We start from the raw sequence: 23,049 nt of genomic DNA, 5'->3' as shown, positions 1-23,049 counted from the left end.
GGCGTACCGGTGGCGAAGTTCCGCCCTATCGACAGCACTGTCCTATAAACCTTTGATCTTTCCTTGGCAATAGGACTGCAAATCCTGGCTTCGATTCGGGCTGATGGAAACATACAAGGGGGCGCGGCTGGGCCATGGGTGGCGTTTCCTCTTGGGGGCGTTGGTAGACGGTTCCCAAGATAAGCGCCGCGCCCGTGCGGGCAGAACGAATGATTTTGCGCTTGCTTATCGCGCGCGTGCATATGCGGGGCCCTGGCGGCGCCTGTTTGCGAGGCAAAGGCCTGTTTCGGCTCCCCTGCGGGGAGTCGGCCTGCTTTCTTGACTTGGACTTCGAACATGAAGGTTCCAGGCGCGGAATAGGACGTTTCTTGTGGCCGCATCCTGAGTGCCATGCCACCTTCCGGATGCTGATCCTGCGGGCGCTTCTCTCCCGCTCGCGAACTGTGCTACTGCATGTTCCCCAGGCTGTCTTCCGGCAGCCTGGTTTTTTTCCATGTCGGAGCCACTGGGAGCGTCACGTTGCCCAAGAGCTTTCCCTTGTGTAGCGAGACCGGCCCGCTACTTCGTTTTGACTGGATACCCTATGCAGGCCCTGTGGATTCTCAAGCGCGCTTTGCTGCAGTTGAGGCGACAAAACGAGAAGTACTCGCCCGGCCCGATTCCTGCGCCACCCATCTGGGCCATGCGCCAGGCGCAGGTTGGGGAAGTTCCGACGTCAATCCTGGAACTGCTCACGCTCTACTTGGCCTGTAGCCTGATTCTTGGCTCGTTTGGATGCGCATCGAGGTGCAGCGGAGCTCAGCCCTGGCTGATGACTGCAATCGCATCGATCTCGACTTGGACATCGGGACGGAACAGCGCCTCTACGCCGATCAGCGCGCTCGCTGGGGCGTGCCCTTTGAGCCAGCGGTCGCGCACGGCTCGAATGGTGTCCAGTTGCTCAGGCCGGTAGCCGCGGACATAGAGCGTCATCCTGGCGATGTGTTCCGGCGCGCTGCCGGCATGGCGCAAGCTTGCATCCAGGTTCTGGAAGGCTTGTTCCAGTTGGGCTTCCAGGGTGGGGGCCACGGTTCCATCAGGTGCCACCGGTACGTGGCCGCTGAGTATCAGCAAGCCGTCGTTCACCACTGCCGCGCCGGAAATTCCTGGGATCTCTTGTCCGGGGGCCGTCAGCATGCGCAGGGCGGCCGGTGCAGTCCCTGGCGCGGGGGCGGGCTTGGGGCTGTCCGTTGCCTTGGCAGGTGCGCCCAGGGACGGCAATTCTGCGATGAATGCTTGCGTGGGCATGGCCCAGCCGAAGTGGTGGACGACCTCGCTCAGAACGTGCTGTTGCTGCTCGGCAGTGAATGCGGCGGTGGCATCGCTGAGCACGACAGGCTCATAGCCAAGGTCGTGCGCCGCGCGAAGGGTTGACTCGATGCAGACATGGGTTGCGTAGCCTGCCAGGTACAGGCGGGTGATGCCCTGGCCGCGCAGGTAGTTGTCGAGGTCGGATGCCGCGAACGCGCTGGCGCCCGCGCGGCCGCTGATGACGAACTCGTCTGAGCGGGGAGCGAACGGCGGGTAGAACTGCCAGCCGCTGTCCTGCTTCCGCCAAGTACCTGCCTTGGGAATGGCACCGCGCAGGCCGAATCGTCGATGGCCGAGTTCGCGGTAGTCGGGCGACAACTGCAGCGTGGCATGGATGACCGGCATGCCGGCAAGGCGCGCAGCGGCCAGGGCTTGCTGCGCCGCGACCTGCGAGCTGGCGAACTGGTGCTCATCCTGGATCAGGCCGCGCAGCTTGCCTTGCGGAGCCAGCCATTCGTTGACGAACTCGATCATGACCAGCGCGGCCTTGCCGCTGCCAGGCTCCAGCGGCGGCGGACTATGCACGGTGGCTGCGTGATCCGTCGTGGTCGGGCGCGACGGCGATGCGGCCTCGCTTGTCCCGGCGACGATGGACGACAGCAGGAACAGGCTGGAGAACAGGTGTTTGGTGGATTTCAACATGTCGGACCCCTCGTGAAACGATGTGGGATCGACTATATGGGTGAATGCGGGGCATGATAAGTCGATAGAATTCAGACTAATTGTGAATCCAGGGAATGGTGAGGTGGATCCATTCAACGACATCAGTACCTTCGTCCGCGCCGCTGAGGCGGGCAACTTCACGCGGGCCGCGCGCGTGTTGCGGCTCAGTCCATCGGCCGTCAGCAAATCCATTGCCAGGCTGGAGGCGGAACTGGGCGTCAGGCTGTTTCACCGATCGCCACGGCAGATCACGCTGACCGGGGACGGGGAGGCCTTCTTCGAGGTGTGCCGCCAGGGCATGACTGCGATCGAGGACGCACGCAGCAGGCTGGCCGGACAGGCGCAACCATGGCGTGGCAAGTTGCGGCTGTGCGTGCCGGTGAGCTTCGGCCAGTACGTGGTCGCGCCAGCGTTGAGTGGTTGGCTCGGCGAGCATCCTGGTTTGGAGGTCGAACTGATACTGACGGATCGGCATGTCGATATGACTGCCGAGCGCTTCGATCTGGCGGTGATGCTTGGCGAGGTGCCGGACTCGCGCCTGGTGGCTCGCCCGCTGCCGGCGCACCGATTCCTGACGGTCGCCGCACCCGGCTATCTGCAGCGGCATGGTACGCCACGCACGCCGGGGGACCTCGTGAATCATGTCTGCCTGCGCTATGTGATGGCTAACAGCGGGCAGTTTCGTGTCTGGACCTTCGGCCGGGATGGGCGACAGCTCAGCCATTATCCCGAAGGCCCGCTGGCGAGCGACCATGCAGCGGTGCTGCTGGCGCTGGCTGAAGGCGGGCGGGGCATCGTGCAGGCACCGTACTACGTGGTGGCGCCGGCGCTGGAAGCGGGTCGCCTTGTGCCGGTTCTGACGGAGTTCGACAGCGTAGGCGCGCCGTTGGCAGTGGTGTATGAGAAGGCGCGCCAAGCGTCGGCACGCACCCGGCTTGCCGTGGAGTTCCTCTTGGGACTGGGCGATTGCCTCTGAGTGACCGTCGCAGCGAGGCGCCGAGGTCCCGAGCGCAGGCAGGATCTCGTTCACGCACGAGCAGTACCGCGTCTGGCCACATCGAACCTTCACTGAGAATCGGAAAAACGCCTAACACGTGCCGGTCGCCTGAAGGAAACCAGGCGGCAGATCCGAGCATCGACGAAGGCTAGCCATTGCCGCCGAAAGCCAATCGACACTCCCGCCGTGCCGCCGCGAGGAAGCAATGTCTTTCCGGCGCGAGTCCCTACGCCTGGCCACCGGCGAACGCCCCCGCCGCTTCGAGCAGCCACTCGCGCAACCGCAGCATGGCGTCGCTCATCGGCCTGGAGTCAGGCGAGACGAGGTAGTAGGCGCTGGACGAGCGTAGCGAGTGCGCGACCGGGATCACCAGCAGCCCGCGTGCGAGGTACTCCTCCACGAGGAAGCGCGGCACCAGGCCGACGCCTAGCCCGGATCGGGCCGCGCTGATCACCATGCTGTGGTGCTCGAAGCGTGCGCCGCGCATGGCGTTGACCTCGTCGATGCCCGCCGATTCCAGCCAGTGTTGCCAGTCGAAGCGGCGCGTGGCCAGGTGCAGCCGCGCTGCCTGGGCGACGTCCTGCACCGTGACCCTGCGCTTGCCACGGAAGAAGCCGGGGTGGCAGACCGCGACCGACTCTTCGCCGAACATGTGCTCGGCGCGGGCGCCCGGGTAGGCCGCTTCGCCGAAGTGGATGGCGGCGTCATAGGGCGTGCCGTCGAACAGGAAGACGTCGGACTGCGCGCTGATATTGACCACCACCTGGGGGTGGCGCGCATAGAAGTCGGGCAGCCGGGGGATCAGCCATTCGACGGCCAGTGTGGGCACGCTGGCCAGCTCGACGCTGCCGCCCGCACCCTCGTGCGCCATGATGTCGAGCGTGTCGCGCTGCAGCTGGCGCAGCATTTCGCGCACCTGGCGGCTGTATAGCGCGCCGGCCGCCGTCAGCGTGATGCGCTGGTTGGCGCGGTGGAAGAGCTGCACGCCCAGCTGGCTCTCCAGGGAAGCGATCTGGCGCGACACGGCGCTCTCGGTGATGAACAGGTCTGCCGCCGCGCGGCGCAGGTTCAGGTGCAGGGCCGCCGCCTCGAAGGCGCGCAGGCTGCTCAGGCTCGGAAGGCGTTGGCGCATGCTGTCGCGCGCCGCCGGGACGCTCGCTGCTAGCGAGAGGGGGAGGGCGACGCGAGTTGATGACTAAAGCTCATCATCCTATACCGAAATCTCGCTTGAATCCGATGACTTGATGAGAAATGATTCGGGCTTGCGCGGCTGCCCCGCCGCCCAAGAGATTTTCGATCACATCACGTAGACAAACCACAAACAAAGACAGGGAGACAGCATGAAGGGTCTGTTCAGCGTCCTCGCAAGCACCAGCATGGTGGTTGGCATGGCAGTGTCCGGCATGGCCGGCGCCACCGATTTTCCGGGCAAGCCGGTGCGTATCATTGTTCCGTACCCGCCGGGCGGCACCACCGATATGGTGGCGCGCCTGGTCGGCGACCAGCTCACCGCGCTGTGGAAGCAGTCCGTGCTGGTCGACAATCGCCCCGGCGCGGGCGGTATCGTCGGCACCGGCGCCGCTGCCAAGTCGCCGGCTGACGGTTATACGCTGCTGATGGGCTCGGTTGGCGAGTTCGGCATCAACCCGACGCTGTACAAGAAGCTGCCCTACGACGCGGCCGCGGACTTCGCGCCGGTCTCGCTGGTGGCGCGCGTGCCCAACGTGGTGGTGCTGTCGCCGGCCTTCGCCGAGCGCGCCCGCGTGCAGACGCTGGCGGAATTCATCGCCTACACCAAGGCGCACCCCAAGCAGGTGAACATGGCCTCGGCCGGCAATGGCACCTCGACCCACCTCGCAGGCGAGCTGTTCCAGCGCATGACCGGTACCGAGATGAGCCACGTGGCCTACAAGGGCAGCAGCCCGGCGATCTCCGACCTGATGGGCGGCAACGTCGACGTGATGTTCGACAACCTGCCGGCCTCGCTGCCCTTCATCCGCTCGGGCAAGCTGAAGCCGCTGGCCGTGACCACGCCGGCGCGCTCGTCCGCGCTGCCCAATGTGCCCACCGTGGCCGCCGCCGGCCCGGTGCCCGGCTTCGACGCCAGCCCCTGGTTCGGCCTGCTGGCGCCGCGTGGCACGCCTCCCGCCGTGGCGCAGAAGATCAGCCAGGACCTGACGCGCGTGCTCAGCGATCCGGGCGTGCAGGCCAAGATGCGTGAAATCGGTGCTGAGCCTTCGCCCACTACGCCGGAAGCGTTTGCTGAGGTGCTGAAGCAGGATCGGCAGAAGTGGGGGGAGATTGTGAAGATGTCGGGGGCGTCGGTGGATTGATGTTCTAGTGGTGGCGAGGCCGGGGCCGCGCGGTTTGCGGAATTGGCCTTGCTTCAGGCGGTGCTGGTTGATCGAGGCAAAGGCCTGTTTCGACTCCCCTGCGGGGAGTCGAAACAGGCTTTTGCCTTGCAAACCAACGAATCACGCCAAGAGCTGAATTTCCTCTCCCAACGTCGTTTCAAATCATGACCAACAACATCTCCCCCCTCGTCTCCCTCAACCTCGGCCCCGACACCGCCGCCCGCCTCGCGAGCCTGGTGGCCACGCCCCAGCAACTGCCGACCGGCGAGCCGGGCCGCCCGAACCGCGCGGAGATCGCCCACGCCCTGAATCTGGTGCTGTTCGCCGGCATCCTGGAGCGCGTGCCGACCGGCAAGGCCTACACCGAAGACGTGGCCGCCGCCGGCGGCAAGGTGCATTTCGACCACGGCGCGATCCGTACCGTGCGCTGGCGTGACAACGGCGCGCTGCCGGCCGGCGAGGCCGCGTTCACGCGCATCCTGCGTCCGCTCGGCTATCGCCTCAACGGCACCTATCCGCTCGAGCGCATCGGCATGACGGGGCGTTCCTACGCGCATGCGGATGCGCCCGAGGAGATCGCGCAGTTCTTCGTCAGCGAGTTCCATCCCGAGCGCTACAGCGATGGCTTCCAGCAGGCGGTGAGCCGCGTGACCGGCGCTTCCACCGATCCGCTGACGCCGCGCGCGCAGTCGCTGCTGTGGGAGCTGGAGCGCGATGGCGCCTTGCCCGAGGCCGAGGCTGCCGAGCTGATCGGCGTGCTGGCCCGTTGCTTCGAACGCCAGCATGCGACGCCGGGCCTGGAGGACTATGAGCGCCTGCTGGCGGAGTCGGCCGAGATGGCGTGGATTGCTACCGAAGGCAATGCCTTCAACCATGCCACCGATCGCGTCGATGACGTGTTCGCGCTGTCTGAGCAGCAGAAGTCGATCGGCCGCCCGATCAAGGAGAAGGTCGAGGTTTCGCGCAGCGGCCGCGTCAAGCAGACCGCCTTCCGTGCCGACCCCGTGCAGCGGGCCTTCATCGGCACGGACGGGGCCGAGGTGGTGCGCGAGGTGCCGGGCTCCTTCTACGAGTTCATCACGCGCGATACCTATGTGGACGAAGTGCAGGCCGTGACGCGTACCGACCTGGGCTTCGATGCCGGCAACGCGCAGGGCATCTTCAAGATGACCGCCGCCGCCTGCTGAGCACGGACACCGCCAAACGAGCGAGAGCGCCATGAGCACAGCCTATCCCTTCGTTCCCGCGCTGCGCGCGCCCGAAGGCTCGCCGATCCGCGAGCTGTTCAAGTACTTGTCGGATCCGCAGATGATCTCCTTTGCCGGCGGCTATCCTTCCGCGGCGCTGTTCGATGCCGCGGGGATCGGCGCGGCATCGGCGCAGGCGCTTGCGGAACGGCCGGCGGAATGCCTGCAGTACGGCGCGACCGAAGGCACGCCGGCCTTGCGCCGGGCGCTGACGGCGCTGATGGCCGAGCGCGGCGTGCAGCTGGCGCCGGAGGAGCTGCTGGTCACCACCGGTTCGCAGCAGGGCTTCGACTTCCTGGTCAAGGCCCTGGTCGAGCCGGGCAGCCTGGTGCTGGTGGAGGAGCCGACCTACTCGGCCACGCTACAGGCATTGCGGCTGGCCGGCGCCGAGCTGCGCGGCATTCCGGCCGACCCCGACGGCATCGATGTCGAGGCGCTGGAGGCGGTGCTGGCCGGCGCCAGCGGGTCGCAGCGGCCACGCCTGCTCTACGTGGTGCCCACCTTCGCCAACCCGACCGGTGCCACGCTGTCGCTGGCGCGGCGGCTGCGCTTGCTGGAACTGGTGGCACGGTACCAGGTGGTGCTGGTCGAGGACGATCCGTATGGCGCCTTGAGCTTCGATGGCCCGCCGCCGCCTTCGCTGCTCTCGCTGTGCGCCCAGGTGCCGGCCGCCCGGCCCTGGGTGGTGCACCTGGCCAGCCTGTCGAAGACATTGGCGCCCGGGCTGCGCCTGGGCTGGATGGCGGGACCGGCGGAGATCGTGCGTCGTGCCGTGATCGCCAAGCAGGTGTCGGACCTGTGCACACCGCCCTGGCTGCAACTGACCGCGGCCCATTACCTGGAGGCGGGGCTGTTGCCGGCGCAGGTGGCACGCGAGGTGGCGGCTTACCGCGACAAGCGCGACCGGCTGGCGCAGGCGTTGCGGCAGGCATTCGGCGAGCGCATCCGCTTTGCCCGGCCTGCGGGCGGTATGTTCCTGTGGGCGGAGGTCGCGGGCATCGACGACGCAGCGGCCCTGCTGCCGCATGCGATCGCGGAGAAGGTGCTGTTCGTGCCGGGCGCGGGCTTCTATGCCGAACGGCGCGCACGGCCGGCGTTCCGCCTCTCGTTCGCCGGCGCCGACCCGGCGCAGATCGGCGAGGGCGTGGCGCGCCTGGCGCGTGCCGTGGCGAGAGTCGTCCCGAGCGATAGACGGTAAGCGGGCAAGCGCGAGCGATCTGATTCGTGGTCGCACGCTGGCGCCCTCTACAGTGCCGGGCGGAATGGCGAGCCTTGCAGCACGTCGCTCGCCGCGCTAATGTAGCGCGGCGCCGGCCGCTATTCCGGCGCCGACCTCCGCCAACCTCGCGCCAGCCTATTGCCATGACCAGCATCCACCATGCCGCCGCCCAGGGCTTTTCCAGCCAGGCCGACACCTATGCCCGCGGCCGTCCCGACTATCCCGCCGAACTCGATGCCTGGCTGCGCGACGCGCTCGGGCTGGGGTCAGGCAAGACGGTTGCCGACGTCGGCGCCGGCACCGGCAAGTTCAGCCGCCTGCTGGCGCGGACCGGGGCTGAGGTGATCGCAGTGGAACCGGTGGCGGCGATGCGCGCCCAGCTCGCCGTGGCGCAGCCGTCGGTGCAGGTTCGGGAAGGCACCGCCGAAGCGCTGCCGCTGGCCGATGCCAGCGTCGATGCGGTGGTCTGCGCCCAGGCTTTCCACTGGTTCGCCAACCCGGCGTCGGTGGCGGAATTCCGCCGCGTGTTGCGCCCCGGCGGCAAGCTGGGGCTGGTCTGGAACGTGCGTGACGAATCTGTCGACTGGGTGGCCCGCCTCACGGCAATCATGACGCCCCACGAGGGCGATGCGCCGCGCTTCTACAAGGGCGATTGGAAGCGGGTCTTCCCGGCCGAGGGTTTCGGCCCGCTGGAGCTGTCCAGCCTGCCTTACGAACACGTGGGGCCGCCGCAGCAGGTGATCGTCGACCGTGTGATGTCAGTGAGCTTCATTGCCGCGCTGCCGCCGGCGCAGCAGGACGCCGTGCGGGCGCAGCTGGACCGGCTGATCGCCAGCCATCCGGAATTGGCCGGCTGGGACACGGTCGCCTTTCCCTACCGCACCGAGGCCTATTGCTGTACGCGGCTGGTCTAGCTAGTCAGGGCGCCCAATGGGCCGAGCTTGGCGCTGACTTGCCTCAGTGCCCTTCCGGCGAGGTCCGCAACGCCGCGCGCGGCCCGCTGACATAAGGGTTGCCCACCAGGAAGAAGCGCAGGGGAAGGTCGGCTGCACGCGACAGGCCGATGCGGCGTGCCACACCGATGGTGCCGGAAGTACCGGCCGCATCGGCATCCGTCGCCAGCCACAGCCCGGTGCCCGTGCACAGGTCGGCGCCATCCAGTTCCGGGCCGATCGCCATCGCGGCGCCCAGGCGGCCGGGGCCGCGCGCGAGGTCGAGGGGACGGGCCGATGGCCTGCGTGTGCGCATCCACTCCAGGCCGGCGAGCGGCTCCAGCGCGCGCAGCAGGATGCCGGCACCGGCGCCTTCGGCCTCGGCCGAGACATTGAGCGTCCAGGAGAGTCCGTACAGCAGGCGTACGTGCGCGTGTCCGGGCGCCTTGAACATGGCGCCGTTGGCCCGCGTGCGGCCGCGGTAGGCGTAGCTGGCGGCATCGCCGAGCGGGTAGGCCTCGGTTTCCACGATGCGCCCGGCGACGCGGCCCTCGGGCAGGTCATGCACCAATACCTTGCCGAGCATAAAGTGCGCCATGGCCACGGCGTCGGGCGGCAGCGCTGCGCGCGCCAGCGGGCGCAGCCTGGGGGATTCCGCGGCCGGCCCGCTGCGCGCCGCCATGCCCAGTGGCGAGGCTGCGAGAGTCGTACTGTCGTGCGGCATAAGGGAGGTGGGGTGGGGACGACGGAAATCCGGCCGGGCGGCAAGGCGCAACCAGGAACTGCCGCCATGCGGCACCCGGGCAGGTGGTGATGGTACCGGCTGCGGTGGGATCCTGCCCTGCGCTGCCTGGAACCGGCCGCGGATGCATGGCGTCTTCCTTGCTGAAAATTATTCATGTAGATTGCGGATTTCCGTCTTTTCCATAACCGCTCCGGCATGAATGACGCCTTCCGCAAGCGCGTGCGCCTGCGCCACCTGCATTGCTTCGTCGCCGTGGCCCAGTTGCAGCACCTGGGCCAGGCAGGCGAGAAGCTTGGCCTGACCCAGCCGGCCGTGTCCAAGACGCTGAGTGAGCTGGAGGAACTGGTAGGCGCGCGCCTGCTGGTGCGCAAGCGTTCGGGCACCGACCTGACGGCTGCCGGCATGCGCTTCCTGCGCCATGCCCTGCGCATCCTGGACGACATCGACGAGGCCGCGTGCAGCGTCAGCGACGGCCCGGCGGCGGCCGAGCGCATCCGGTTGGGCGCGCTGCCCAGCGTGGTGCCCGACCTGCTGTTCGATGTGCTGGTGGCCTTCCGGCAGGCCCACCCGGAAATCGCGGTGGCGGTGCAGACCGGCATGAACCGTCCGCTGATCGAATTGCTGAAGGCAGACATGCTCGATGTGGTCGTGGGCCGCATGGACGATCCGGCGGCGATGGAAGGGCTGTGGTTCGAGATGCTCGGCACCGAGCCGCTTGTGCTGGCGGTGCGCAGCGGCCACCCGCTGGCTGCAGCGCGCCATCTTCTGCTGGCCGAGGCGCTGGCCTACCCGCTGGTGTTGCCGGCCGCGGGCTCGGTCCCCCGCCATAGCGCGGAGAGCCTGCTGGCGCGCCACGGCCTGCCGCTGCCGGCGGGCTGCCTTGAAACTTCGGATGCCTTGCTCGGGCAGATGACCACGCTGGCAGGCGATGCGATCTGGCTGGCGCCGCTGTCGGCCGTGCGCCGCGCGATCGTGCAAGGCAGCCTGGTGCGGCTGCCCATCGACAGCCAGGGCACCGAGGAACCCATCGGTCTGCTGCGGCGCAGTGGCAGTGAGCTCGGGCCGGCCACCGAGGGCTTCCTGCGGGCCCTGCGCGAGGCGGCCGCGCGGCGTCCGCAGGGCCAGGCGCTGCGGTAGAATGCGCTGCCTCGCCGCGGCGGCCTGCATCTGTCATGCCGCGTCGTCAAACCGGCCTTCTCACGCATGCCACGCAAAGCCGCACAACTTTCCGAAGCCGACAAGCACGCCGCTCCGGGCGGCGCGGCCGCCGTCGACCGCGCCTTGTTCGTGCTGTCGATCTTCCGGCTCGGCGACACCACGCTCAGCCTGGTCGAGCTGGCGCAGCGCAGCGGGCTGTACAAGAGCACGCTGCTGCGATTGCTCGCCTCGCTCGAGCATGCCCGGCTGATCGTGCGCCATGCCGACGGCCGCTATGGCCTGGGGCCCGAGGTGGCGCGGCTGCACGCGGTCTATGCGGCATCGTTCTCGCTCGAGGCGGCGGTGATGCCGGTGCTGCGCCAGCTGGTGCAGGACACGCGCGAGAGCGCGGCCTTCCATGTCGAGCAGGGCGAGCACCGCCTTTGCCTGTACCGTGTCGATTCCCCGCAACCCGTGCGTGACCATATCCGCGCCGGCGACCTGCTGCCGCGCAATCGCGGCGCCGGCGGCCGCGTGCTGCGCGCCTTCTCCGGCGCGCGCGGCGAGCTGTACCAGAAGATCCGCGAGGAGGGCGTGGCCGAGCTGATCGGCGACCGCAGCCCGGACATCGCGGGCGTGTCGGCACCGGTCTTCGGTCCCGGCGGCGAATTGAAGGGCGCGCTCACGCTGACTTGCCCGACGCCGCGCTTCGAGGCCGGATTCCGCGCCAGCGTGCTGCGCGCGGCGCGGGCGCTGACGCAGCAATTGGGTGGGGTTTTCCCTTATCCCGATTGAGCTGCGGCAGCGGGCTAACCGGTCCCTAGTGGGGTGTTTCCACATGCACATCAGGGATATCATCGCGGATGGTTCGCCGCGCCCCTGATCCGGGATAACGGCTGCGCACGCGGGAGTCTTTAAGAGGAAATCCGTGCACCTGGTCCAGCAAACCCTGGTTGTCGTCATGTTGGTGGTGTTCTCCAGCACGCTGGTCATTGCAGCGGGGCTGGTGATCGCCCTTCGTGCGAGCGAGGCAGGCCGGCTCTGGGCGGTCGGGCATGTCCTGGTGGCCAGTGCCGGGCTGGTGCTGGCGGCCGCCATCGGCGGCGAGGCGCACGGCCTGATGGCGCTGGCGGGCTGGGTCCTGCTGCTTGGGCGGCTGGCCATCTACCAGGGCATCCGGGTCTATTTCGCGCTGCCCGACCGGCGCATGCTGCTGCACACGGCCGCCTGGCTGTCGTTTCCGGCCCTGCTGTACGCCGCCCTGCAGCCGAATGCGATGGCGGCGCTGCAGTTGACGGGCTATGTCATGCTCGCCGCGTTGTCGCTGCTGTCGTTGCTGGCCCTGCTGCATCCCGGCCGCGTGCGGCGCAGCATCGGCGGGCCGCTGGCGGTGAGTGCCTGCCTGCTGCACCTGGCGACGCAGGTGGCAGGATTGTTCCATGTGCTGGGAAGCGGCAGTGACCCCGAGCATGTCTTCTTCTTCGCCGACGGTGGGCATGTGGTGTGGGCGCTCCTGCCTCTGATCGGCACCCTGCTCGGCGTGTTCGGCTTTACGCTGCTGGCGACCGAGCAGATCATTGCCCGCAACGAGAGCGGGGCGCGCCTGGACGCGCTGACCGGCCTGCTGAACCGCGGCGCGCTCGACCAGAGCGCCGCCGGGCTGGTTTCCCGCTGGCAACGCAGCGGTGAGCCGCTGTCCTGCCTTGCCATCGACGTCGACTATTTCAAGCAGGTCAATGACCGGTGCGGCCACCACGTGGGGGATGCCGTGCTGCGCCAGATCGCGCAGGCCATCGACAACTCGCGGCGCGCCTCCGACGTGGCCGCGCGCTATGGCGGCGAGGAGTTCTGCATCCTCTGCCCTTATACCGACGAGAGCCAGGCCAGCGCGCTGGCCAACCGCATCCTGCGCAAGGTCAGGGCCATCGAGCTGCCCGGGGAGCGCGGCAACGCCAGTGTGAGCATCGGGGTGGCGCAGATCTCCGGCAGTGCCGCCAGCCGGGAGGCCCTGTGGCAAGGCCTGTTCGCCACGGCCGACCGGGCCTTGTACGTCGCCAAGCAGCACGGGCGCGACCGCCTCGTGCTGGCTTCCTCGCTCGAAGCCCCTGCGCAGCCCGCGGACGAAGCTCCCGCGCGGCCCGCGGACGAAGCACTGGCGCAGCCGGCCTGAGCGGGGCCTGGCAGTGGCCTGGCAAGCCCGACTGACGGCCGCACCCGGCTCAGTCCTGCCGCGGCACGTCGCGCGGCGGATGGCCATCGTAGGTCCAGATGAACTGGCGCGGGATCGGTCCTTTGTTGCGCCCGCCTTGCTGGGTCTGCTCCCAGGCATGGGCGAGGATGCCCACCGAGCGCGACAAACAGAACAGGCCGCGCGCCAGCGGTGCCGGAAAGCCCAGCTCCGCGTAGATGACGGCGGTGGCGCCATCGATGTTCATCGGGATGGGCTTGCTGCGCCCCGCGCCCAGTTCGGCCTCCACCGCGCGCGCGATCCTGGCGAAGCGGCCGGACACCACGCCGTCGGCAGCGGCGCGGTCAACCAGTTCGAGCAGTCGCGGGGCGCGCGGATCGAGCGGGTGGAAGCGGTGGCCGAAGCCGGATACGAACTTGCCATGCCGTTCCCGCCAGTCCCGCAGCGCGCCGCGCACCGCCTCATCCTGCGGCTCGCCGGTGTCGATCCGCCGCGCGATCTCCTGGTACAGCTCCACCGCTTGCTCGCCGGCGCCGCCGTGCACATCGCCCAGCACGTTGACCGCGGACGCCATCGCATTGTTCAGCCCCACACCGCAGGTGGCGGCCATGCGCGCCATGGCAATGCTGGGCGCCTGCGGACCATGGTCCACCGCTGACATCAGCGCGGCATCGAGCAGCTCGCCTTGCGCGCGGCCCGGCAGTTCGCCGCGCAGCATCAGCCAGATCATCTGTGCGAATGAGACCTGCCCGATCAGTTGCTCGATCGGGTAGCCCCGGTAGCGGATCACGCCCGGCTGCATGTCGATGATCTCGGTGCGCCACCAGTCCTGCGACAGGCGCTGGCCTTCATCCATGGTGTCACTCATATGGCTCGCTCCTGTTGCAGGGTCTCGATCTCGGCTTCGTCGTAGCCGATCTGGGCAAGGATTTCGCGTGTGTGCTGGCCGAGTTCGGGCGGCGGCGCATCGACCGCGGGCGCCTGTCCGTTGACCTTGAAGCCGGTGCGCACCAGCCGGATGTCGCGCCCCACGCCGGGCACCGCCGGGAATTCGCCGATCATGCCGCGCGAGGCGATCTGCGCATGCGCCAGCGCATCGGGCACGCCCAGCACCGGGCCGGCCGGCACGCCCGCTTCATTCAGCCGCTGCCACCAGTCGGCGGCCGAGGTCCTGGCCAGTTCCAATTCCAGTTCGCGAGTCAGGGCGGCGCGGTTCTGCAGGCGCGCCTGCCGCTCGGCGAAGCGGGGATCCGTGGCCAGTTCGGGGCGGCCCACCACGCGGCAGACCGCCTCGAACTGTTCTTGCTTGTTGGCGGCGATATTGAGCAGGCCATCGCCGGTGCGGAACGTGCCCGAGGGGCTGGCGGTCATGTTCTCGTTGCCCATCGGCGCCGGCGCCTTGCCCGCGATCAGGTGGTTCGAAACCGCCCAGCCCATCGTGCACAGCGTCGACTCCAGCATGGAAACGTCGAGGAAGTAACCCGTCTCGCGCGACGTGTCGGCCAGTGAGGCGGCGATGGCGAAGGCCGCCGTCATGCCGCCGATGGTGTCGGAGACGGGGTAGCCGACCCGGTAGGGCGCGGTGTCGGGGTCGCCGGTAATGCTCATCACGCCCGCCATGCCCTGGATGATCTGATCGTAGGCCGGCAGGCCGCTCAAGGGGCCGTCCTGGCCGAAGCCGGAGATCGCGCAGTAGATCAGGCGCGCATTGACTGCCTTGAGCGCTTCATAGCCCAGGCCCAGGCGGTCCATCACGCCGGGGCGGAAGTTCTCCACCAGCACGTCGGCGCTGGCGACCAGCTTGCGCAAGACCTCCTTGCCGCGCGCGTGCTTGAAATTGACGGTGACCGAACGCTTGCCGGGATTCTGCGCAAGGAAGGAAACGCCCATCAGCCGGCGGTTCAGTTCGGGGTCGGCGCCGAGCTGGCGGGCGAGATCGCCGGCGCCCGGCGTTTCGACCTTGATCACCTCGGCGCCCATGTGCGCCAGCTGGTGGCAGCAGAACGGCCCGGCCAGCACATTGGTCAGGTCGAGCACGCGGATGTGCCGTAGTGGTTTATGCATCAGTCTGATTCCCGTGTCGGGTTTGTTGGCGCGCCTGACTCCACGTGGGCGCGCGACTCGCGGACGATTCGCTGCCGATCACGCTCCAGCGGGCGTGCTCGGCCTTGATAAGGAGGGCCGCCCGGCATCATCGCAGTCTTATCGTTCGTTCTGTAAGATGGAACAATGATCCTTTCAAAAGAACGTGGCGAGAATAGGAGGACGGTGCCGCGCTGTCAAGCGCCGGGGCGCGCGGCCGCTTGCCACTACAATGACGGCCCGGCAGCGCGCGCCCGCCGCCGGGACCCGGCCCCGGCCGGGGCATTCCGGCGCGGTTCCAGGCAAGGATGGGGTTTGAAGTTGCAAAGCGCAGGATGGCAGGACAGGCAGGCACAGGCGTGCGGGGTGGACTTCGGCACGTCGAATTCGACTGTAGGCTGGTACCGGCCGGGCGAGTCGGCGCTGCTGTCGCTGGAGGAGGGCAAGTCGTCGCTGCCGTCCATCGTGTTTTTCCATGCAGAGGATCCGCTGGTCAGCTATGGCCGGGCCGCGCTGTCCGACTACCTCGCTGGCTACGAAGGGCGCCTGATGCGCTCGCTCAAGAGCCTGCTGGGGACCTCGATGATGGATGACTGCACCGAGGTCATGGGCCAGCCGATGCCGTTCCGCGGCCTGCTGGCGCAATTCATCGGCGAGTTGAAGCGCCGTGCGGAGCAGGCGGCCGGCCGTGAATTCACGCAGGCGGTGCTCGGGCGCCCGGTGCGCTTCATCGATGAAGACGACGAGGCCGACCGGGTGGCGCAGCAGACGCTGGAAGACATCGCCCGCGCGGCCGGTTTCCGCGACGTCGCCTTCCAATTCGAACCGATTGCCGCCGCGTTCGACTATGAGGCGCGCATCGGCGGCGAGGAACTGGTGCTCGTGGCTGATATCGGCGGCGGTACCTCCGACTTTTCGCTGCTGCGGCTCTCGCCGCAGCGCGCCGGCCTGGCTGACCGCCGCGACGATATCCTGGCCAGCGCCGGGGTGCATATCGGCGGCACCGATTTCGACCGTGGTCTCAGCCTGGCCAGCGCGATGCCCCTGCTAGGCCTGGGCAGCACGCTGCGCAACGGCAAGGCCATGCCTTCCGGCTTGTATTTCGACCTGGCGAGCTGGCATACGATCAACCACGTCTACACCCGCAAGGCCTGGGCGCACGTGATGGACAACTATCGCGACGCCGGCGACAAGGCGCCGCTCGACCGCCTGATTACCCTGATCCGGCAGCGCGCCGGCCACTGGCTGGCATTGCAAGTGGAGTCGGCGAAGATCGCCTTGTCGGCCGAGAACGGGGCGCGCATCGACCTCGAGCGCATTGCGCCGGGCGAATTCCTCGATGTCGTGCGCGGCGATTTTGACGACGCAATCGCGCGCCTGGTCAGTAAGGTGGAGCGGACTGTGTACGATTTGCTACAGAGCGCGGGGGTCGAGGCGGGTGGCGTCGATACCATTTTGTTCGCCGGCGGCTCCAGCTCGGTTCCGCTCTTGCGCCAGCGGCTGGCAGCCTTGCTGCCGCAGGCGCGGTGCGTGGAGGGCGACATTTTTGGCGGCATCGGGGCCGGTTTGGCGCTCGATGCTGCGCGCAAGTTTGGCTGAAGGCAGCATTGTTCGCCTGGCGAAGTAGAAAAGGCTAATCTCTGTTGTTGGAAATATTTAATGAGTTTTTGCGCAAAGACATATTTTCTAAGGAGTTCACCGATTGACAGCGCGGCGAATTCGTTGAAAATGAGCGCTCGCATGTGCACCGTCTGGTGACTTTATCGTCCGGCGTAATGTTGGTTCGCAGACATACTGGCGCAGTGCATGGCTGCTAAGCTTCGGCTGCTGTCATTCCCTACGTATCATGCTTGGTGAGCAAAACGCGCTTATTTGAAATCTGAGGTAACACAGAAAATGGAAACCGGTACCGTTAAGTGGTTCAACGACGCAAAGGGCTTTGGCTTCATCACCCCGGACGCGGGTGGCAATGACCTGTTCGCGCATTTCTCCGCGATCGAGGGCAATGGCTTCAAGTCCCTGAAGGAAGGCCAGAAGGTCCGCTACGTCAAGGCCATGGGTCAGAAGGGCGAGCAAGCCACCAAGATCCAGGCGATCTGAGCCGCGCGACCGGCTAGTTGTACCAACAAGCCCCGCCCAGCGGGGCTTGTTTTTTGGCGGCGCCGGGGAATACTGAACCAGCATGCGCGCCGCCGGGCCAGCCCGGCGGCGCAATGCATTCGGGAGGGCCATATATATGGTGATTGCCAGGTTCCTGTCGCCCTGCTGGTCATCCCGCCACACCCGGGCTGCCTGCCTCGGCCTGCTTGTCGCCGCCGGCACGGCGCTGGCGCATGCCGGCGACGGCGCGCTGCTCAACCGCGGCGGCGATCCTTTCCTGCAGGTCTCTTCCGCGCTGCCGGGGTGTCCGGAGCCCGCCGGGCCGCGTGTCAGCGAGGCCGAATGGATGCGCGAATCCCACCATCGCATCGAACACGGCAACCACTGCTGGCTGGAAGGGCGCTGCCGCCTGCCCAATGCCTATCTGTACGACAAGGACGTCGCCGAAAGCCTGCAGCGGCGCCTGCGCACGCTGAACACCCAGTTGCCGGCGTGGCGCCACAGTTCCTTGTGGATCACCGTCAGCGCCCGCTGGATCAAGGTGCAGGGCTGCGTCGCGGCGGATTTCCCCTCCGCCGCCTTTTTTTCCGCGCTCGGCGAGGTGGCGGACGTGGAGCGTGTGATCGACCAGACCACGGCGACACCGGCGCGCGGCGTGCCGTATCCGCGCTTCCCGGCGTCGGCCCCGGGCGCCGCAGCCGGGGCAGCCCCGCCGCGATGACGGTGTGGCCGGGTGGTGGTGCGGCGTATGATGCCCGCGGCGCCGGTGAGGCGGCCGATCAGGCGGCCAGGGGCGGCTTGGGGCGGCGTCCTGGCTGGTGAAGTTGCTATAATCCGGCCGACCCCCAATCCGCCATCCGCTGCTTGCACGACCGGCATGCCAAGCGGCTGTTTCACGATGACGCGGCGGTCCCTGCCTTTGGCGCTCCGCGCCTGCGTTCTGGCATGGACATTCGCCCCTGGCGCTGCCGGATCATCACTGCAACAGCCTGCTTTTCGCCGCGATGCCAGACGGAGGGCATAGAGCGTGTCGAGGAATTACGTGGCTGGTACCGAAATCGCAGCGCCAAGCATGCCGTCCGAGGCGAACGTCGTCTCGTCGAGCAGTTCCTTCCACGCGGCCATGCGGATCCTGCCGGCGCCCCAGCGCACGGCGATGTTCCACATCTACGCATTCTGCCGCGCGGTCGATGACATCGCCGATGGCGATGCGCCGCATGCTGCCCGCCTGGCCGGGCTGGACGCGTGGCGCCGCGATATCGCGGCGTGCTACGCCGGCGCGCCGCCTGCGGGCTTGCGCGAACTGGCGCAGCAGATCGAGCGCTACGACCTGGAGCAGGCGGATTTCGTGGCCGTGATCGACGGCATGACGATGGACGTGGTGGCCGATATCCGCGCGCCCGACGCGGCCACGCTCGACCTGTACTGCGACCGCGTGGCCAGCGCCGTCGGGCGCCTGGCGGTGCGCGTGTTCGGCATGGGCCGGGAGGACGGCGTGGCGCTGGCCTATCACCTGGGCCGGGCGTTGCAGTTGACCAATATCCTGCGCGACATCGACGAGGACGCCGCCATCGGGCGCCTCTACCTGCCGGCCGAAGCGCTGGCCCAGGCGGGCATCGAGCCCGGCGAGCCGAGCGCAGTGATCGCGCATCCGGCCATCGGCCAGGTCTGCGCCGGGCTGGCGCGCGAGGCGCAGGCGCATTACGACCAGGCCGACGCCATCATGGCCCGTTGCCCGGCGCGCCAGGTGCGCTCGCCGCGCATCATGAGCGCCGTTTACCACGAGATCCTGGTGCGCATGCTGGCGCGCGGCTGGAGTGCGCCGCGTGCCCGCGCCAAGGTGCCGCGCGTGCGCCTGCTGTGGCTGGTGCTGCGGCATGCGCTGGGCTGAGCGCAAGCGCTTTACGGCGCCGGCCGCCGGGCGAAGTTTTTTTGGATTCAGAGTAAGAGGGTTGGACCGACAATGTCCCAGCTAGCAGTTCCCAAGAGTTCCCCGGCGCCGGTCGCGGCCGCCGGGCCCGACGAGATGCTCGACCGTGCGATCGGTCGCGCGACCGACGCGCTGCTCGCGCGCCAGAAGTCCGATGGGCACTGGGTGTTTGAACTCGAGGCGGACGCCACCATCCCGTCCGAATATGTGTTGCTGGTGCATTATCTCGGCGAAAGCGCCGATGAGAAGCTGGAAGCGCGCATCGGCCGCTATCTGCGGCGCATCCAGAACGCGGACGGCGGCTGGCCGCTGTTCCACGAAGGCGCCTCCGACGTCAGCGCCAGCGTCAAGGCGTACTTTGCGCTGAAGATGATCGGCGACTCTCCCGAGGCCGCGCACATGCAGCGCGCGCGGGCCGCCATCCACCGCATGGGCGGGGCCGAAGCATGCAATGTGTTCACGCGCACGCTGCTGGCCCTGTACGGCGTGATGCCGTGGCGCGCGGTGCCGATGATGCCGGTGGAGATCATGCTGCTGCCGCAGTGGTTCCCCTTCCACCTGTCCAAGGTTTCCTACTGGGCGCGCACCGTGATCGTGCCCCTGCTGGTCCTGAACAGCCTGCGCCCGCAGGCGCGCAACCCGCGCAAGATCGGCATCGACGAACTGTTCATCCAGCCCTGCCAGTCGACGCGGTTGCTGCCCAAGGCGGCGCACCAGAGCCGCCTGTGGTTCACCGTCTTCAGCGGCCTGGATGCGGCGCTGCGCGTGGCCGAACCGCTCTTTCCGCGCTCGCTGCGCCGCCGCGCCATCGAGCGCGCGCGCAAATTCGTGGTCGAGCGCCTGAACGGCAAGGACGGGCTCGGCGCGATCTTCCCCGCCATGGCCAACTCGGTGATGATGTTCGACGTCCTGGGCGTGCCGGCGGACGACCCGCACCGCGCGATCGCGCGCGAGTCGATCGAGCACCTGCTGGTGGTGCACGAAGACGCCGACGAAGCGTATTGCCAGCCCTGCCTGTCGCCGGTGTGGGATACGGCCCTGGGCAGCCATGCGCTGCTGGAGGTCGGCGACGAGCGGGCCAGCGCGGCCGCCGAGCGCGGGCTGGAATGGCTGCGGCCGCTGCAGGTGCTCGACGTGCGCGGCGACTGGATCGTGCGGCGCCCCGACGTGCGGCCGGGCGGCTGGGCCTTCCAGTACGCCAACGACTACTATCCGGACGTCGACGACACCGCGGTGGTGGTGATGGCGATGGACCGCGCCGCGCGTGCCGATGCACCCGTGCCGCTCGGCCAGCGCGAACGCTTTGCCCAGAGCATCGCGCGCGCTACCGAGTGGATCGTCGGCATGCAGAGCAGCGACGGCGGCTGGGGTGCGTTCGAGCCGGAGAACACGCACCTCTACCTGAACAACATCCCCTTCGCCGACCATGGCGCGCTGCTCGATCCGCCCACCGCGGATGTGTCGGCGCGCTGCCTGTCGATGCTGGCCCAGCTGGGCGAGATGCCCGAGCGCAATCCCGCCGCGGCGCGCGCGCTGCACTACCTGCTGGCCGAGCAGATGCCGGATGGCAGCTGGTATGGCCGCTGGGGCCTGAACTATATCTACGGCACCTGGAGCGCCCTGTGCGCGCTGAATGCCGCCGGCCTGAAGCCGGAGGCGCCGGAGATGCAGCGGGCGGTGAACTGGCTCGTCGGCATCCAGAACCCGGATGGCGGCTGGGGCGAGGATGGCGACAGCTACAAGCTGGATTACCGCGGCTACGAGCGTGCGTCGAGCACGGCCTCGCAGACGGCCTGGGCGCTGATGGGCCTGATGGCCGCCGGTGCCGTGTCGCATCCGGCCGTGGCGCGCGGCATCGCTTACCTGCAGGCCACCCAGCAGGACGACGGTTTCTGGGACGAGGCACGCTTCACTGCCACGGGTTTCCCGCGCGTGTTCTACCTGCGCTATCACGGCTACGCCCGCTTCTTCCCGCTGTGGGCGCTGGCGCGTTACCGCAGGCTGGTGCGCGGCGGCACCCGCCAGGTGGCATGGGGCATGTGAGCCAGGAGCGCGGCGCGCCGTCCGTGCTGGTGGTCAGCGGCATGGACTTCGAGGCGCGGCTGGCGGCCGGCCCCGGCGTCATGACGCTGTACGGCCTGCGCGCCGGCGCGTTGCAGGCGGCGCTGGAGCAGGGCGCCTGGCCGGGCTGCACCGGCGTGATCAGCTTTGGCGTGGCAGGCGGGCTGGATCCCGCGCTGGCGCCGGGTGCGATCGTGCTGGCCGAGCGCGTGCATGACGGCGCCAACGTCTACCCGGCCGACCCGGACTGGCTGTCGGCGCTGCACCGGGCCCTGCCCGAAGGCATCGGCGGCGCGCTGGCCGGCGCCGATGCCGCTGTCACCGCCGTTGCCGACAAGGCGGCGCTGCACCAGCGCACGGGCGCGCTGGCGGTCGACATGGAATCCCATATTGCGGCGCGCTTTGCCCGCGCGCGAGGACTGCGCTTCGCGGCCTGCCGCGTGGTGATCGACCCGGCCGGGCGCGCCGTGCCGCCCGCGGCGCTGGCGGGCATGGCGGCGGACGGCAGTACCGACGTCGGTGCCGTGCTGCGCAGCCTGCTGGCCGCGCCGGGACAGATCGGCGGCCTGCTGCGGCTGGCGCGCGATGCGTCGGCCGCGCGCGCGGCGCTCAAGTCGGCGCGCCGGCGGGCAGGGCAGGGGTTCTCTCAGCCTGCTGGCCTGGTTCCCTCAGCGGTGGGCTGAGACGCGGCCGCCGCGCCGGCTTCATGCCGGCTTCAGGCCGGCAGGAAGCCTTCCACCGTCAGGTAGCGTTCGCCCGTGTCGTAGTTGAAGCCCAGCACCGTGGCGCCCGCCGGCAGGTCGGGCAGCTTCTGCGCGATCGCGGCCAGCGTGGCACCGGACGAGATGCCCACCAGCAGGCCCTCTTCGCGCGCGGCGCGGCGCGCCATTTCACGTGCGGGCTCGGCGTCGATCTGGATCACGCCATCGAGCAGGCCCGTATCGAGGATCTTGGGCACGAAGCCCGCGCCGAGGCCCTGCAGCGGGTGCGGCGCCGGGGCGCCGCCCGACAGGACGGGCGAGGCGGTGGGCTCGACGGCGAACACCTTGAGCTTGGGCCAGGCTTCCTTGAGCACGCGCGCGCAGCCGGTGATATGGCCGCCCGTGCCCACACCCGTGACCAGCGCGTCGATGCCTTCCGGGAAGTCCGCCAGGATCTCGCGCGCCGTGGTGCGCTCGTGGACTTCCACATTGGCGGGATTTTCGAACTGCTGCGGCATCCAGGCGCCCGGCGTGGCCGCCACCAGTTCTTCCGCGCGCGCGATGGCACCCTTCATGCCCTTCTCGCGCGGCGTCAGCTCGAAGGTGGCACCGTAGGCGAGCATCAGGCGCCGGCGCTCGATCGACATGCTGTCCGGCATCACCAGCACCAGCTTGTAGCCCTTGACCGCGGCCACCATGGCCAGCCCGACGCCGGTATTGCCCGAGGTGGGTTCGATGATGGTGCCGCCGGGCTTGAGGCGCCCGTCCTGCTCGGCCGCCTCGATCATGGCCAGCGCGATGCGGTCCTTGATGGAGCCGCCCGGGTTGCTGCGTTCCGACTTGATCCAGACACGATGCTGGTCGCCGAACAGGCGCTGGATGCGGATGTGCGGCGTGCTGCCGATGGTGTGCAGGATGCTGTCGACCTTCATCTGGAATCTCCTTTGACTGGCGCCGGGCGGGCCCGCCGAACGCCGGCGCGGCCGGCCCGGCGCCACGATTCTAGCCGGATTATCGATGAGTCGGATGCCGCGGCCGGATGCTTGCTTGGCAGGATCGGCGCGCGCCGATGTTCTGCGAATGCGAATTTCGAAAGCGTTGACGGGGACACATTTGTTGACAGTACCGATTGACTTCGAACGCTAACATGCGCTGCTCGCTTGGGAAAATTCCCAATCACAGACCGCTCGTTCCTCAACTTGAAGCGGCGTAGCGAAGCTTGCCGGACACCTGTTCCGGAACGTCCTCAGGGTCATTTGGATGTGCCCGCGCCAACCCGGCGCCCCAGCGATGCTGGCGGGCAAGTCAACGAAAACCAGCCAGTGAAGAACACCGCTTTTCCA

Annotated in this window: 20 protein-coding genes; 14 read left to right on the top strand and 6 right to left on the bottom strand. The window is 68.3% G+C overall.

Annotated elements, in window-relative coordinates; translation table 11 throughout:
• Positions 1-798: 798 nt before the first annotated feature.
• On the bottom strand, positions 799-1,992 hold the full coding sequence (locus AC1Z3O_RS29985; RefSeq protein ID WP_483520195.1) for an isochorismatase family protein: 1,194 nt from the start codon (positions 1,990-1,992) through the stop codon (positions 799-801).
• A 103-nt stretch (positions 1,993-2,095) separates the two neighbouring features.
• Here AC1Z3O_RS29985 and AC1Z3O_RS29980 point away from each other — a divergent pair, with 103 nt between their 5' ends.
• The gene (locus AC1Z3O_RS29980; RefSeq protein ID WP_483520193.1) at positions 2,096-2,989 is read left to right on the top strand and encodes a LysR family transcriptional regulator; all 894 of its coding nucleotides are present in this window, start codon (positions 2,096-2,098) and stop codon (positions 2,987-2,989) included.
• 247 nt (positions 2,990-3,236) lie between these two features.
• Here AC1Z3O_RS29980 and AC1Z3O_RS29975 read toward each other — a convergent pair whose 3' ends face one another.
• On the bottom strand, positions 3,237-4,142 hold the full coding sequence (locus AC1Z3O_RS29975) for a LysR substrate-binding domain-containing protein (protein WP_483520191.1): 906 nt from the start codon (positions 4,140-4,142) through the stop codon (positions 3,237-3,239).
• 208 nt (positions 4,143-4,350) lie between these two features.
• On the opposite strand from AC1Z3O_RS29975, the gene AC1Z3O_RS29970 reads away from it, so the two are divergent.
• The 4 genes from AC1Z3O_RS29970 (at position 4,351) to AC1Z3O_RS29955 (ending at position 8,744) form a co-directional block, all read left to right on the top strand.
• Positions 4,351-5,343: a Bug family tripartite tricarboxylate transporter substrate binding protein gene (locus tag AC1Z3O_RS29970; RefSeq protein WP_483520189.1), complete on the top strand. Its 993-nt coding sequence runs from the start codon at positions 4,351-4,353 to the stop codon at positions 5,341-5,343.
• A 185-nt stretch (positions 5,344-5,528) separates the two neighbouring features.
• A complete protein-coding gene (locus tag AC1Z3O_RS29965; RefSeq protein WP_483520187.1) occupies positions 5,529-6,551 on the top strand; it encodes a 2-oxoadipate dioxygenase/decarboxylase family protein in 1,023 nt (340 codons plus the stop codon).
• Between the two features lie 31 nt (positions 6,552-6,582).
• A complete protein-coding gene (locus AC1Z3O_RS29960) occupies positions 6,583-7,809 on the top strand; it encodes an aminotransferase-like domain-containing protein (protein ID WP_483520185.1) in 1,227 nt (408 codons plus the stop codon).
• A 164-nt stretch (positions 7,810-7,973) separates the two neighbouring features.
• Positions 7,974-8,744 carry a class I SAM-dependent methyltransferase gene (locus AC1Z3O_RS29955; protein WP_483520183.1) on the top strand — a complete coding sequence of 257 codons (771 nt, stop codon included), beginning with the start codon at positions 7,974-7,976 and terminating at the stop codon, positions 8,742-8,744.
• A 43-nt stretch (positions 8,745-8,787) separates the two neighbouring features.
• Here AC1Z3O_RS29955 and AC1Z3O_RS29950 read toward each other — a convergent pair whose 3' ends face one another.
• Positions 8,788-9,486 (bottom strand): DNA-3-methyladenine glycosylase, encoded by a 699-nt coding sequence (locus tag AC1Z3O_RS29950; protein WP_483520181.1) that lies wholly within the window; start codon positions 9,484-9,486, stop codon positions 8,788-8,790.
• 216 nt (positions 9,487-9,702) lie between these two features.
• Between AC1Z3O_RS29950 and AC1Z3O_RS29945 the strand changes: the two genes are divergently transcribed.
• The 3 genes from AC1Z3O_RS29945 to AC1Z3O_RS29935 all read left to right on the top strand — a co-directional run bounded on the left by AC1Z3O_RS29945 (position 9,703) and on the right by AC1Z3O_RS29935 (position 12,814).
• On the top strand, positions 9,703-10,644 hold the full coding sequence (locus AC1Z3O_RS29945) for a LysR substrate-binding domain-containing protein (RefSeq protein WP_483520179.1): 942 nt from the start codon (positions 9,703-9,705) through the stop codon (positions 10,642-10,644).
• Positions 10,645-10,710: 66 nt separating this feature from the next.
• On the top strand, positions 10,711-11,439 hold the full coding sequence (locus AC1Z3O_RS29940; protein ID WP_483520177.1) for an IclR family transcriptional regulator: 729 nt from the start codon (positions 10,711-10,713) through the stop codon (positions 11,437-11,439).
• Positions 11,440-11,572: 133 nt separating this feature from the next.
• Positions 11,573-12,814 carry a GGDEF domain-containing protein gene (locus AC1Z3O_RS29935; protein WP_483520175.1) on the top strand — a complete coding sequence of 414 codons (1,242 nt, stop codon included), beginning with the start codon at positions 11,573-11,575 and terminating at the stop codon, positions 12,812-12,814.
• A 49-nt stretch (positions 12,815-12,863) separates the two neighbouring features.
• On the opposite strand, the gene AC1Z3O_RS29930 is transcribed toward AC1Z3O_RS29935, so the two are convergent.
• Together AC1Z3O_RS29930 and AC1Z3O_RS29925 are read right to left on the bottom strand one after the other, a co-directional pair.
• Positions 12,864-13,700 carry a citryl-CoA lyase gene (locus AC1Z3O_RS29930; protein ID WP_483520173.1) on the bottom strand — a complete coding sequence of 279 codons (837 nt, stop codon included), beginning with the start codon at positions 13,698-13,700 and terminating at the stop codon, positions 12,864-12,866.
• Complete coding sequence (locus AC1Z3O_RS29925) at positions 13,697-14,896, bottom strand: CaiB/BaiF CoA transferase family protein (RefSeq protein ID WP_483520171.1); 1,200 nt, start codon at positions 14,894-14,896, stop codon at positions 13,697-13,699. Before AC1Z3O_RS29925 ends, AC1Z3O_RS29930 begins: the two co-directional genes overlap by 4 nt.
• Before the next feature lie 339 nt (positions 14,897-15,235).
• Between AC1Z3O_RS29925 and AC1Z3O_RS29920 the strand changes: the two genes are divergently transcribed.
• The 6 genes from AC1Z3O_RS29920 to AC1Z3O_RS29895 all read left to right on the top strand — a co-directional run bounded on the left by AC1Z3O_RS29920 (position 15,236) and on the right by AC1Z3O_RS29895 (position 21,688).
• The gene (locus AC1Z3O_RS29920) at positions 15,236-16,513 is read left to right on the top strand and encodes an Hsp70 family protein (protein ID WP_483522077.1); all 1,278 of its coding nucleotides are present in this window, start codon (positions 15,236-15,238) and stop codon (positions 16,511-16,513) included.
• Positions 16,514-16,810: 297 nt separating this feature from the next.
• Positions 16,811-17,014 (top strand): cold-shock protein, encoded by a 204-nt coding sequence (locus AC1Z3O_RS29915; protein ID WP_008650922.1) that lies wholly within the window; start codon positions 16,811-16,813, stop codon positions 17,012-17,014.
• 136 nt (positions 17,015-17,150) lie between these two features.
• Positions 17,151-17,735: a BON domain-containing protein gene (locus tag AC1Z3O_RS29910; protein WP_483520168.1), complete on the top strand. Its 585-nt coding sequence runs from the start codon at positions 17,151-17,153 to the stop codon at positions 17,733-17,735.
• 321 nt (positions 17,736-18,056) lie between these two features.
• Positions 18,057-18,905: a presqualene diphosphate synthase HpnD gene (hpnD, locus tag AC1Z3O_RS29905; protein WP_483520166.1), complete on the top strand. Its 849-nt coding sequence runs from the start codon at positions 18,057-18,059 to the stop codon at positions 18,903-18,905.
• A 72-nt stretch (positions 18,906-18,977) separates the two neighbouring features.
• Complete coding sequence (shc, locus tag AC1Z3O_RS29900) at positions 18,978-20,987, top strand: squalene--hopene cyclase (protein ID WP_483520164.1); 2,010 nt, start codon at positions 18,978-18,980, stop codon at positions 20,985-20,987.
• Positions 20,975-21,688: a phosphorylase gene (locus tag AC1Z3O_RS29895; RefSeq protein WP_483520162.1), complete on the top strand. Its 714-nt coding sequence runs from the start codon at positions 20,975-20,977 to the stop codon at positions 21,686-21,688. Before shc ends, AC1Z3O_RS29895 begins: the two co-directional genes overlap by 13 nt.
• A gap of 32 nt (positions 21,689-21,720) precedes the next feature.
• Here the strand turns inward: AC1Z3O_RS29895 and cysK are convergent, their stop codons facing one another.
• Positions 21,721-22,638 (bottom strand): cysteine synthase A, encoded by a 918-nt coding sequence (cysK, locus tag AC1Z3O_RS29890; protein ID WP_483520161.1) that lies wholly within the window; start codon positions 22,636-22,638, stop codon positions 21,721-21,723.
• Between the last annotated feature and the right edge of the window lie 411 nt (positions 22,639-23,049).

It is taken from the genome of Cupriavidus sp. 09_S30 (assembly GCF_056930435.1).
Note: the sequence above shows the minus strand (reverse complement) of the source record. Positions and strands in the feature narration are given on the sequence as shown.